Source organism: Streptomyces spectabilis (genome assembly GCF_008704795.1).
In the GTDB taxonomy this organism is placed as follows: Bacteria; Actinomycetota; Actinomycetes; order Streptomycetales; family Streptomycetaceae; genus Streptomyces; species Streptomyces spectabilis.
In genome coordinates, this window is sequence record NZ_CP023690.1 from 7,138,223 (window position 1) to 7,150,793 (window position 12,571).

General features: G+C 71.6%; 5 protein-coding genes. 2 read left to right on the forward strand and 3 right to left on the reverse strand.

Annotated elements, in window-relative coordinates; genetic code table 11:
• Positions 1-97 precede the first annotated feature (97 nt).
• Entirely contained in the window at positions 98-1,252 is a 1,155-nt protein-coding gene (locus tag CP982_RS31380; protein ID WP_229878687.1) for an acyl-CoA dehydrogenase family protein, read from the forward strand.
• Entirely contained in the window at positions 1,249-1,647 is a 399-nt protein-coding gene (locus CP982_RS31385; RefSeq protein ID WP_150513532.1) for a RidA family protein, read from the forward strand. The genes CP982_RS31380 and CP982_RS31385 overlap by 4 nt, the downstream gene beginning before the upstream one ends.
• A gap of 75 nt (positions 1,648-1,722) precedes the next feature.
• Here CP982_RS31385 and CP982_RS31390 read toward each other — a convergent pair whose 3' ends face one another.
• The 3 genes from CP982_RS31390 to CP982_RS31400 form a co-directional block, all read right to left on the reverse strand.
• Positions 1,723-3,180 carry a hypothetical protein gene (locus tag CP982_RS31390; RefSeq protein WP_150513533.1) on the reverse strand — a complete coding sequence of 486 codons (1,458 nt, stop codon included), beginning with the start codon at positions 3,178-3,180 and terminating at the stop codon, positions 1,723-1,725.
• Positions 3,181-3,346: 166 nt separating this feature from the next.
• Positions 3,347-5,584, reverse strand: coding sequence for a UvrD-helicase domain-containing protein (locus CP982_RS31395; RefSeq protein ID WP_150513534.1), 2,238 nt, complete (start codon positions 5,582-5,584; stop codon positions 3,347-3,349).
• Positions 5,581-12,507, reverse strand: coding sequence for a DEAD/DEAH box helicase (locus CP982_RS31400; RefSeq protein ID WP_150513535.1), 6,927 nt, complete (start codon positions 12,505-12,507; stop codon positions 5,581-5,583). Before CP982_RS31400 ends, CP982_RS31395 begins: the two co-directional genes overlap by 4 nt.
• Between the last annotated feature and the right edge of the window lie 64 nt (positions 12,508-12,571).

Consider the following 12,571-nt stretch of genomic DNA (forward strand, 5'->3'; position numbering starts at 1 on the left):
GTGTTGGTGACGGCAGTCAACACTGCGCGATAAGACTCGGGGTGCGGCAGCGCGCCCCGCGCCAGGGGAGAGGCCCGAGATGACGGATGGACCGTCCTTGTCAGCGTTTCCGCAATTTTCGCTCGACCCGGAGCAGGCCGCTCGGCGTGACCGGCTGCGGGACCTTGCCGAGACCCGCCTGCGCCCCCTCGCCGAGAAGGGCGAGCCGGGGCGCGTGAACCGCCCGCTCGTCGAGGCGCTCGGCGAACTCGGCCTGCTGGACGGCCTTTTCACCGCCGGAGCCCTCGATCTGTGTCTGACGAGGGAGTCGCTTGCTCGCGGCTGCACGGAGGCCGAGACCGCGTACGCCCTCCAGGGCCTGGGCGCCTACCCCGTGCACGCCCACGGCCCGGCGGCGCTGCGCGAGCGCTGGCTTCCGGCCGCGCGCGAGGGCCGCGCCGTCGCCGCCTTCGCCCTGTCCGAGCCGGGCGCGGGCTCCGACGCCGCGGCCCTCGCGCTGCGCGCCGAGCCCGAGCCGGGGCAGGCGGGCACCTGGCGCCTGACGGGCGAGAAGTCCTGGATCTCGAACGCGCCCGAGGCCGACTTCTACACCGTCTTCGCCCGCACCACGCCGGACGCGGGCGCCCGCGGCGTGACCGCCTTCCTGGTCCCCGCCGACCGCCCGGGCCTGACCGGCACCCCGCTCGCGATGCTCTCCCCGCACCCCATCGGCACCCTCGCCTTCGACGGCGTCCGCGTGAGTACGGACGACCTGCTCGGCGAGGTCGACCGCGGCTTCGGCGTCGCCATGGCGACCCTCAACCGCTTCCGCCCGAGCGTCGGCGCCTTCGCGGTCGGCATGGCCCAGGCCGCGCTCGACGCGACGCTCGCGCACACCGCGGAGCGGGACGCGTTCGGCGGCAAGCTCAAGGACCTCCAGGCGGTGTCCCACCAGGTCGCGGAGATGGCCACGCGCACGGAGGCGGCCCGGCTCCTGGTGTACGCGGCCGCCGCCGCCCACGACCGCGAGGAGCAGGGCATCGCGGGCCGCGCGGCGATGGCGAAGCTCTTCGCCACGGAGACGGCGCAGTATGTCGTCGACACCGCCGTCCAGCTGCACGGCGCCCGCGCCCTCCAGCACGGGCACCTGCTCGAACACCTCTACCGCGAGGTGCGGGCCCCGCGCATCTACGAAGGCGCTAGCGAGGTCCAACGGGCCGTCATCGCCAAGCAGTTGTACGCCACCGCCCCCTCCCCGAAGGAGACCGCATGAGCCTCGACCGGCTGAACCCCGCGGAGCTGTCCCCGGCCACCGGCTTCAGCCACGCCGTCGTGGCGAGTGGCGGCCGCGTCGTCTTCCTCGCCGGGCAGACGGCCCTGGACACCGACGGCAAGGTCACCGGGGCCACGCTGCCCGAGCAGTTCGAGCGGGCCCTCGGCAATCTGCTCGCCGCCCTGCGCGCGGCGGGCGGCACCCCCGCGGACCTCGCCCGCGTCACCGTCTACGCCACCGACGTCGCCGCCTACCGCGCGCACGCGCCCGAACTGGGGGCGATCTGGAAGCGCTTGGCGGGCCGCGACTATCCCGCCATGGCGGTGATCGGCGTGGTCCGCCTCTGGGACGAGGAGTGCCTGCTGGAACTGGACGGCTTCGCGGTGCTGGCCTGATTCCCGAACCTGGGGGCTCCGCCCCCAGACCCCCGCTCCTCAAACGCCGGAGGGGCTGGAACTTGCGGCCCGGGCCTAGCGAGGCGGGGCGAACTTTCGGGTGGAGAAGGCCGTGGCGTCCTTCGGGCCCACGCCGCGCGTGATCCACCAGTGGGTGGGCACCTCGCCGTAGACGGGGGACAGCTTCGGCGACCGCCAGGACAGGACCACCTCGTCCCCGCCGTCCCCGTCGAAGTCGGCGGCGAAGTGCACCCGCCGCCACCCGCTCCCCGCGGGAATGCGCTTGCCGTCGACCCGCGCGGGCGGCCTGCGGACAAGGCGGGCGACCCGCCGGTCGCCCTCGTAGAGGACCGGGCCCTCGCGGCCGTCGAACAGCAGGGCGTCCCGGCCGTCGCCGTCGGGGTCGACGGCCGTGTACGCGCCGCCCGCGCCCCCGCGGGGCCGGTAGGTGCGGACCGGCCCGCCGTCGCCGGGGTAGACGGCGTAGCTCCCGGAGACGTCGGCCGGCTCGGCCTCGGAGTCCGGCTCGTCGTTGCGGCCCCCGTCGTCGCCGACGGCGAGGTCGCGGGTGCCGTCCCCGTCGAAGTCGCCGAACGCGGAGCCGTTCCCCTCGCGCACCGGGCGGCTGGTGGGGGCGAGGCCGCCGCCGGGCCGGGCGGCGAAGTACCGGCCCGCCGACTGCTCGCCGTCGTTGCCGTAGTGCAGATACAGGCCGGTGGTACGGGGCTTGCCCGACGGCGCGATGCCGTCGGCCCGGATGCCGCTGTACGTGGCGTACGGCGGCTGCGGCAGGATCCGCCGCTCGGTGCGCGCGGCCGCGCCCGTGCGCGTGAACGGGCCGAACAGCAGCACCACGGCCTCCTCGTCGGACCGCAGTCCCGAGTCGGGGGACTGCAGGCCCGCCAGGTCGTGGCGCCCGTCGCCGTCGAAGTCGCCCCGGACGACGTCGTCGAAGCCGGCCGCCGCGTCCGGCGCGGGAAGGCGGACCCGGGTCGGCGCCGCGCCGCGCCGGGGCCCGGTCGGCCCGCCCCAGTTGACGTACTCGACCACGCGGTTCCCCGCGGGCGTCTCCTCTCCGGTGCGCGTGAGGAAGTCCGCGAAGCCGTCGTCGTCCAGGTCGGCGGTCAGCCCCGGGTACGGCGGGGTGTTCCCGACGGCGCTGGGGTCGGGCACGCCGAGATCCTCGGGGGTGTACAGGGTCCGCGTCGTCGGGTCGAGCCCGCGCGGCGAGCCGAAGACGACGGCGATCCGAGGCACCCCGCCGTGGCTCGCGGGCCAGGCCACCGGCACCTGCATCAGCAGGTCGGGGTGGCCGTCGCCGTTGATGTCGTCCGGGTCGCCCGAGCCCCGGCCGGGGTCGGGCGCGCGGCTCTCGGTCGGTACGACGTCGGGCGTCCGGGAGGACCCGGACCGCTCGCGGCCGTCGCCGTCGCGGGAGCCGTCGGACCCGGAGTCACCGGACCCGCCGCACCCCGCGACCAGGGCGAGGGCGGCGAGTACGGAGACGGCGCGGGCCGCGGTACGAGGAGTCATGGGGGACACCCTCACACCGCGGCCCGCGCCAGTTCCACACAGATGTGCGAGCGGTTGGATGGGATATCTGCAGATGTCCCGGAAAGAGCTCAGTGGCTCTACGGCCCAAAGTCCCAGAGTGCTCTATTCGGGGGTGGTCGTGGAGTGCACCCGCCGAGTTCTACGCCTATTGCGTCAGCGCCGGGCCGAGGAACGGGCTGGGCGTGCCGTGCCAGAAGACATCCACGCTGTCCCGAGCCCTAGTGGCTGCGACGAACAACAGGGACCGAGCACGCTGCATCTCATGGCGATACCGCGCTGGGTCACTCGTGCGCAACCGGCTCACCGCATCGCGCGGAACCAGGCCGTCCGCGATCCCTGCGATGATCATCCGCTGGTACTCAAGCCCCTTGAACCGGAACATCGTGCCGATATGTACTCCACCGTCTCCATGTGGCCCATCCGCACGGATCTCCACCGGACGGATTCCGTGCAACCCGAGCGTGTAGCCGATTTCGGAGGCCATCTGGTTCGTCGGCACGCAGATCGCGATCTGCTCGTGCGGAATCCTCAAGTCAGGGTCGGCGTCCCATTCCTGGATCAGGGCTGCGATGCCTTCCCGCTCGGCGGCCCAGTCGGGGAACGAGTGTCCGGACGGCTGCCTTCCGCTGAGTACGGACCGGTAGCCGGCCAGCGTCTCCTGGCTGCCGTCGAGGTCGTCGTAGTCCGTCTCACCCAGCACGTCGAGCGCGGAGCGAAGGATCTGTCGCGTCGTGCGGTAACTCAGGCTCAGCTTGGACGATCGGCCCCGGATGTTGATGCCCAGGCTACCGAGCGTCACCTGGTTCTTGTAGATGCGCTGATGGGTGTCGCCGACGAGAAACAGGTCGTCCGCTTCCCGAGGGGCCATCGCACGCAGCATCTTCCAGTGAGCGGGGCGCAGATCCTGTGCCTCGTCCACCACGATGTGCCGGTACCGATAGCGCAGCCAGCCGCCTGAGCCGTCCTGGAGGTGGATGTTGTCGAGACCGCCGGCCTCATCCCGTTGGCGCGCGATGGAGAGGATTCGCTGCTCGCGTCCGAGCTCCAGGCGTGCGGCGCGTTCGGCGACCTGGTCCCAGGTCTGACGTCCAAGGCGGTCCAGGCGCTGGGTGAAGCGTTCGGCAAGCTGCCAGATCTCGGCGCGCTCACTGCGGGTGATATTGCGGCCGCGTCCGGCTCGCCGGGCGCGGAAGTAGTCGGTGCGCGTGGCGACGGCCTGCCCGAGGATCACCTGGGTCCATTCGTCGTGCAGGAACTCGGGGTCCCAGCGCTCTTCCCCCAGTTCGTCCAGCAGTGCCCGCCATTCCCGTACGGCCTGACTGTCGTCCATCACCTGCTTGCCGCTGCCCGGTTCGGCCTCGCGCACGATGCGGAGCGCCAGCTGGTCGACGTGGCTGACCTCGATGCGGGACAGCAGCTCTTCGCCGCCCAGTTCAAGGAGTCGGGACCGCAGATCCGCAGCGAGGTTCTTGTTGTACGTGGTCAGCAGAACCGGCTTGTCGCGACCGGGCCGCAACTGCCGCACCAGATGACGCACCCGGTGCAGGGCGACGATGGTCTTGCCCGTGCCCGGGCCCCCGCCGACCCGGGCCGGCCCCGAGTAGCGTCGTTCCACGAGCTTGGCCTGCGTGGGGTGGAGGAAGACCTTCCACCGGCTGAAGTCGCCGCCCTCCAGGGCCTCTCGGAGCGCCTCGTCGGAGGTGGTGACCACTGTGGCCGGGCGCTGTGCCGCGGCCTGGAAGTCGTCGGGGTCGACCGGCTCGGCGGCGGCGACGGGCGCGGTCACCTGGTCGAGGACGTCGTCGTACGCCTTGCCGTCGAAGAGCGCGAGTAGCACTTCGCCGGTGAGCTGGGGCGCGTACTCGACCAGGCCGAGCAACTGGTCTTCGGTGGTGAGCGTCCGGATGACCGGGAGCAGTGGTTCGGCGACTCCGAGCTCCGACAGCTGGGTGTCTGACCAGGCCGCGAAGAGCTCCTGCGGCTTGGCCGGTTCAGGCGCGGCCGCCGGGGTGACAGACGGAGGGGGAAGGCGGCGGAGGATGCTCTCCTCCACGACCTCCAGGTCGACGTACTCGATTCCACCGGTGACGTGGTTGACCCCTGCCGACAGCCGGTCGTAGACGTCCTTGCGGTGCTTGACGGAGACGATCAGCCAGTCGTCGTCGGCGAGCCGGATCAGCAGCGCCCGGTAGTCGTCGCTGACTCGCGCCGACCACAGCCTGCTGTCTCCCTTGAGCTGCTGGAGTTTGAGACCGGTGGTGTGCGGATTGGTCTTGAACTTGTGCTGGAAGTCGAAGAAGGCGCCCTTGACCGTGCGAGGGAGCTTGAGGATCTCCTTGTCGGCCTTGTCGAGCAGGCGCAGTGTCACGCCCGAGGCGGTCATCGTGTGTGCTCCCCGTCGTCGGTGCTGTCGTGGTTCGTGCCCTGGCCCCGTCCGGTCAGACGGGCGATCAGCTCCGCGGTGTCCCAGGCGATGGCCGTACGGATGTCCCAGCCGGCGGCCGTGAACGCCTTGTCCCTGTCCGCGGCCTCGTGATCGGGCTCCGGGCCGTTCTCACGGGCGGCGAGGACCACGCCGATGCGCGCCGCGGGCCAGGCCAGTTCGGCCTGCCAGCCTCGCTCGTCCAGCTCGTAACCGTCCTCGGGCGCCGATACCCCTGCGTCGGCCAGGGCCCTTGCCAGCTCGGAGAGACCTGCCTCGTCGGGATCGAGGTATTCCAGCACAGGGTCCCACCCCGGGGCTCGGCCCGTTGTCGGGACCACGGCCGCCTCGGCGACAGCAGCTGTCGGAGCGCTGTCCCGGACTGCGCCGACCTCCACCGCGGACGCAGTGACTCCGGCCGGTGCGGGCTCCGCCCGGGCGAGCTCGGTCCGGGTGGACGGCAGCCATCCCTCGCCGCCGGTCACGGTCAGCACCTCGGTGGCGAAGCCGTCGAGCAGACTGGTGGTGAGTTGGGCGCTGTCGCCGCCTCCGTGGTCCAGGAACTGCAGCACGTTGCTCCAGTACAGCCAGGCCCGCCAGCGTCGCCGGTGGGTTCCTGCGTCAGCCATGGCCTCGGCGCTGTCGTCCAGGACCGTAAGACCGGTCCACACGGGTGGGGTGCGCCTGCCGTCCGCGGCCAACACGAGCCGGCAGCCGGAGGCGTCGGGGCCGTACATCAGTCGGATCGGCCCCGTCGCGCCCGTGGGCGTCTCACCCCGCAGTGCCGAGCGAAGCGCCGACCCGAGACCTCCGGCTCCAAGAGCGGCGCCTCGGGCGCCCGTGGCACCGCTGAGTCCGGCGGCCGCCGCCTCGGCACGCCGTTGCCAGCGTGAGGCGTCGGGGGACCGGAGGTACGCGAGCAGGAGTCGGGAGGGGTTGACCCAGATGGCGTCGGACAGCTCGCCGGGCAGCCCTCCGCCGATGCGGCTGTAGTAGTCGCGTGCCCGGTTTTGCGCCTCCGTCGGGTAGGGCTCCCAGACCGGGGCGGCCGGGCCCACACCCGCGTATCCGGTGTCCCGTACGCGCTCACGCCACTCCTTGACGTCGTCGTACGTCAGCTGGAACACCCGTAGTCCCTCGCTGCGCAGTCCGGTCCGCTTCGTGGCGTCGCCGGCCAGCCGGTTGTGCGAGGGGGTCGCGTGATAGGCGTAACCGTCGAGGTAGACGGCGACACGGGGGCTCGGAGCGTCGAGACGTTCGAGGAGTATGTCGGGCCGTGTGCCCTCCAGCGCGCGCTGCTGCGACACACGCCAGCTGACGGTCGTCCCGTCGTCCCCCGTCAGTCGCAGATCGAGGGCGTACGTGCCGGCCGACGTGGTGTAAGCGTCTGCCGCCGCCCCGGACTCGGTCAGCCTCGCCCACTCCTGGAGCGTGTCGATGAACATGATCTCGAGGTCGCTCTCGGCCTGCCGCTCCAGCGGGATGTGCCGAGTCGTCGCCACGGGTGAGGTCCGCCAGCGGGAACCGTCCTCACCGAGGAGGTCCTCCAGCATCTGCCGTACCTCATTACGGCTGACCTTGTCGTAGTCGGCCGCCGGCACGCGGCGCAGCAGGCACTGGTGGCAGCCGTCGAGCCCCTTCTCGCGGCAGCCGCAGTTCTCGATGACGTCCCGTGCCTTGAGCAGCACCTCCCGGAAGCCGTCGGCGGACGCGAGCCGGTGCAGGTAGCCGGTGCCTCCCGGCAGGCGGTCGTAGACCACGAGGAACCGCCGCGGCCAGTCGGAGCCGTTGACGCCCGAGTGATCGGGCATCGTGGCCTCGGCGATGTCGATGTGGTCGGGATCGCCGCCGTACTGTGCCGCGATACCCGCGAACAGCGCGGCCGTGAACGATGCCAGCCGTTCCTTTGCGCGGGCCACGGAGGCGGGCAGCAGGACGCGCACCGCCTCCGTGCTCAGCTCGTGCGCCAGCAGCAGCGGCACGTCCTGACCATTGCCCTGCCGCTCGTCCGCGGAGGCTCCCTTGACCCGGCGGCGGGGACACCACAGCAGGTGGTGAGTGGCGGCCGAGGTGCTCGCCGCCCCTGACTCCGTCAGCGCGTGCTGCGGCACGTCCACGACGGGCCGGCCCTCCGCCGTGGCGCCACCGCAACTCGTGCACACGTAGAAGGGATTGAGCCGTACGTCCTCGCCGGCGAGCGGTACCGTGCTGCTGCCCTCTTCGCGGTCCAACCCCAGGTTGAACGTACGGATCGTCGCCTGCCGGGTGAAGTCCACGCCGAACACGGCCGTTTCGTGCCGCCACGACCCAGGGGTGATCCGCTCCGGATCGATGTCCACCGTCGTCAGCACCGCGTAGTGTCGGCGGTCCCGCTCGTCACGGTCGTCCCGCACCCTCGCGTCGTCTCTCTTGTCGCGCGAGACGACGCGCCTCGGCTGGAGCACGTGCTGTACGCAGCCCGCGTCGGCGATCTCCCGCCCGCCACAGCGGGGGCACGGACTGGTGTCGTTCTTGGCCTCACGGTGCGTACGGACGTACCCACATGCTGGGCAGAGCCGCCACTCCGCCCAGGCACGGCGGTCCGGGGTGCCGACGTCGAGCGCGCGCACCACGTGACGGTAGCCGTTGACGTAGAAGCTGTTGCCGGGAGCCAGTTCGGTCAGGGCCAGCTTGCGGGAGCGCTCGTAGTCCCTGGTCTCGCTCCGGTAGACCCGCTTGGCCTGGTCCGCGGCCGCGCCCTCCGACGGGGCGACCTCTTCGTCGTCCGGGGTCTCCGTCCAGTACAGCGTCGCTTCCAGCTGCGTGGTGGTGTCGGTGAGGCTGTAGTTCGGTAGCAGGCCCAGTTCCACGAGGGTGCCGTGGGCACTCGACTGGCTGAGTTCCCGCAGCAGATCCCCGGTGCTGCGCCGTTCGGCGAGCAGTTCGCGGCGTTCGCGGTCCTGTACGGCATCCGTACGGACCAGGTGCTCGGCGGCCTCGTCGATCGCCGCGATCCTGCGGCGGAGCTCCTCGCGCCGCCCGGTCCAGTCCTCTTCCGCCTCCTGCAGGGCTCTGACGATGCCGCCCGTGGCGTACGCCTTCAGCTCCTCCACCGCGTAGGCCGAGACGCCCCCGCTCTCGGAGCCGTCCGCGTCGCTGCCCGCCGGGAACAGGTCGAGGAAGTCGCCTACCAGTGCGGCACCGTGGGTCTGGGCTGCGTCCGCCAGGTCCTGGCACCAGCCCGTGGTGCCGAACAGAGCCGAGGACAGCCGGGGGACGGGCGCGAGCGGTTCACCGTCGGACGTCCGGAGCTCGCCGTTCGCCGCGAGGTCCAGCAACCGTGCCGTGTACTGACGGCGCAGGATCTCCACGGCTGACAGGTAGCAGCCGGGAGGCAGGATCGTCCCGGCGATCATCTCGCGCGGGTCGTCCAGGTAGTACAGGTCCCGGGCCTTGCGGCCGCCGAAGGCGAGCACGAGCGCGTTGCCCGTACGACGGCCGGCACGGCCTGCCCGCTGCACGTAATTGGCGGGACCGGCGGGCAAGGAGCCCAGCAGGACGGCGGACAGCTCTCCGATGTCGATGCCGAGTTCGAGGGTGGGCGTACACGACAGCACATTGGGATCGGTGTAGTGAGTCCCTGCCTTGAAACTGCGTTCGACGCGCTCGCGTTCCGGCCTGCTGAGCATGCCTGTGTGCTCAGCGGTGACCACCCGGAACGTCCCGCCGGTCAGATAGAGCCGACGGTAGTAGTCGCCGGTGTAGTCCCGCTCGCGGACCGCCGAGCCGAACCCGGAGGCGCTGGAGCCGGTCCTAGGCATGCCCGGCTGAGGTGCGGTCAGCAATCCCTTGCATCGGTAGCGCGGGCAAGGGTGGCCGTACCAGCGGGTTCGGCGCTCGGGCGCCACCACCTGCTGCCAGCCGCAGTCCTCGCAGCTGACGAAAGCCTTGTTGACGACGGAGTCGTCGAGCAGCCGAGCCTCGATGTGCCCCGGCTGCAGGCCGTAGAGGCGCGTCTGCCGGTCACGAGTGGTGCGTACCGCGAGTACCCGCTCGTCGGCGAGGACGGGCAGTAGTCGGCGCAGGTATTCCGTGGCACCGGCGGCGTCCAGGTCCAGGCAGCGGCGGGTCCAATCCTGGTACCAGCCCAGGCGTCCGGTGATCGCGTCGAACTCGGACTTGTCCTTCTGCCCGTCCAGGAGGAAGCGGGGAGGGGCGATGCCTTCGGGGAACGCGGGCATGCCCTCCGGCCTGCGACCGGAGATGAGGAACCGGTTCGTGCCGGCTTCCTTCATCCACGTGTCGAGCCAGCGGTGGTGGACCCCACCGCGCAACCGCAGGCGCTCCAGAAGGCCGCGCACATAGGCGAGGTAGCGTTCGGGTGTGGGCAGCCCACCCGTGACAAGGAGCTGGCCCGGCAGGGACAGATGGATGTCGCGCGCGAGGGACATCACCCGGTCGGGCTCCGCGACCACCACCTCGGCAGCGGCCGTCCGCGTCAGCTCCAGAGTGCGCCCCATGCGACTGCGCAGTCCGAACTCCATCACGGTGGCGAACGCGAGCCGCTCGCCGATCAGCTTCCACGTCCGCGCGTCGCCGGTACCGCGCCCCGAGAGCAGGCGGTCGACCCCGGGCTCGTCGTGGAGGTCGGGCGGTACGACGGCGGCCAGTGCCTCCGGATCGTCCACGGACTCCAGCACGTGTCCGATCAGGTCGTTGAGGGCGGTCGGTGCACCCGCCTCGTCCAGGTTGTGCGCGAGCAGTGAGCGCAGCGAGAACTTGTAGGAGGCGTTCGCGACGTAGCCGGCACGGTGCGCCGCGTCCTGGGTGGAGTCGTTGAAGAGCAGCGTCTTTCGCTCTTCCGGCACGAGTGCAATGTCGCCGCCCGTGAACAGCTGGGTGACGGTCGCCGAGGCGAGCGCGGCCTGCGCGGTACCGAGGAAGCGGATGCTGTTGTCGGTGTGGCAGGCCGGGCAGCGGTCGTCTTTGGCGGCGCGGTCGGCTGACTTCTTGTCGAGCACGGCCAGCGCGAACCAGGCGTCGATCAGTTCGGCCCCGTCCGACGCTGTCGGCAGCCGGTACGTGCCCTGCCCGCCGTCGAGGACCACCACGGACAAGGGGTCGACTCCGCCGCCGTCCGACGGCCGCGTGCTGGTCAGGGCGTCCAGTGTCTGCTGTCGCTCGCTCTGCGTGGCGGCGATGAAGTAGCGGATGCGTCGCTTGTCCCGGCCCACGGCGGCCCGCCAGATCCGGTCCTGTGCCATGACCAGCCGCTGGGGATCCGCCTCGGGGGACAGGGTCGCCCAGCCGGACCGGCCACAGTTGCGGCAGTACACCGCGGGCAGATGCACCTCGGCGGGCCGGACCGCGGTGTCGGCTCCGGGCAGTGGCCGCGGCCGGGCCGAGGCCGACGGCCAGCCACCGGACGAGCCCTCGGAGTCCTCGTCGGCGACCGGAGTGGCCTGGAGAGCGGCCCGGCGGGCCGCGGTGCGGTCGTCCTCGTACCAGCGGAACTCCGGGGACGATCCAACGCCGCGCAGGACGCGGGTGACCGGCCGGATCCACAGATGCGCCTCGATGTGCAGCAGAGGCCGTGGCCTGCGTTCGTCGGACTCCGGGTCCCGCGCCGCCGACAGCAGGGCGACGAATCGGGACAGCGCCTGAAGGACGAGCTGCGGGTTCTCCCGGGCGGTGCGCCCCCACGCGTACCCGAAGCGGGCCAGCCGGTCCCGCAGCCCCCACTCGTCCAGCGGCTCCCCGCCGAGGAGTGACAGCACGCCGTGGGTGAAGTCGTGGCGCTTCAGCAGCCGCCCGATGCGGAAGGCATCGAGGCCGGCGCGGCCCAGCAGCTTCTCGGCCAGCCGGTTCAGGTCAAGCAGGTCGGGTTGTGCCTCCACGCCGGGACCACCGGAGAACTCGATGATCTCCTGCGGTGTCGGCGGCTCGGGGAGCTCGTAGTCGACGGCGCCCGTGAACTCCTCGGCCGACATCCGTTCCTCGCCGACCACGGCGTCGGCGGGGAACGGCATCCCGAACACCCGCGACGCCACGTCGAGGATGCCCCCGGCCTCCTTGCCCGGCGCACCCTCACCCAGGGTCGCCGACGTCGCCACCGGACAGATCGACCCGAGCGGTCTGCCCGGTCGTGACGCACCCGTCGCGGCGGCCAGCCGCCGCAGCAGCATGGCCACGTCGGTGCCCTGCGCCCCGTCGTATGTGTGGAACTCGTCCAGCACGACATACGCGAGGTCGGCGCCTTCCCACAGCGCGCGGTCCTCGCCCCGCTGGAGCAGCAGGTCGAGCATCTTGTAGTTCGTGATCAGCACGTCCGGAGGCGACACGCGCATCTCCTCGCGCCGCGTCATCACCCGGCGGAAGTCGGTGTCGGGCCGGTCGCCGATGTACAGACCGGCCGTGACCTGCGCCAGCTCCGGTCGAGCCAGGTAGTCGCCGATGCGGCCGGCCTGATCGGTGGCGAGCGCGTTCATCGGGTACAGCAGGACGGCCTTGACGCCCCGGTGCCTCTGGGCCCGCTGCCGGCGGCAGTGGTCGAGCAGCGGGATGAGGAAAGACTCCGTCTTGCCGGAGCCTGTTCCCGTGGTCACCAGCGTCGGCTGGGCCGGGCCGCGCAGAGTGGACAGGCGCGCCCAGGCCGTGGCCTGATGCCGGTAGGGGGCGAAGCCGGGGAACCCGGCCGTCCACTCCAGCTCCCGCTGCCAGCCGTCGTCGGCCACGTGGAACGGGGTCCTGATCCGGAGGTACGGCCCTCGGAAGATCCCCGTCTCAGGGTGCCCGAGGAAGCGCTCCAGTGCGCGCCGGGTGTCCTCGTCGGCGAGGGCGTATGTCGTCGTGAGGTACTGCGTCAGACTGCCGCGCAACTGGGCGGCGGCCATGGTGGGCTTCACGACGGTCCCCTTTGCCTTGCCGATGCCCTGATGGTCGATACCACCGTATAGAGGTTCTTACCTC

Coding starts and splice junctions, on each gene's coding strand:
- CP982_RS31385 (WP_150513532.1), top strand. CDS start 1,249: ATGAGCCTCGACCGGCTGAACCCCGCGGAGCTGTCCCCGGCCACCGGC.
- CP982_RS31390 (WP_150513533.1), bottom strand. CDS start 3,180: ATGACTCCTCGTACCGCGGCCCGCGCCGTCTCCGTACTCGCCGCCCTC.
- CP982_RS31395 (WP_150513534.1), bottom strand. CDS start 5,584: ATGACCGCCTCGGGCGTGACACTGCGCCTGCTCGACAAGGCCGACAAG.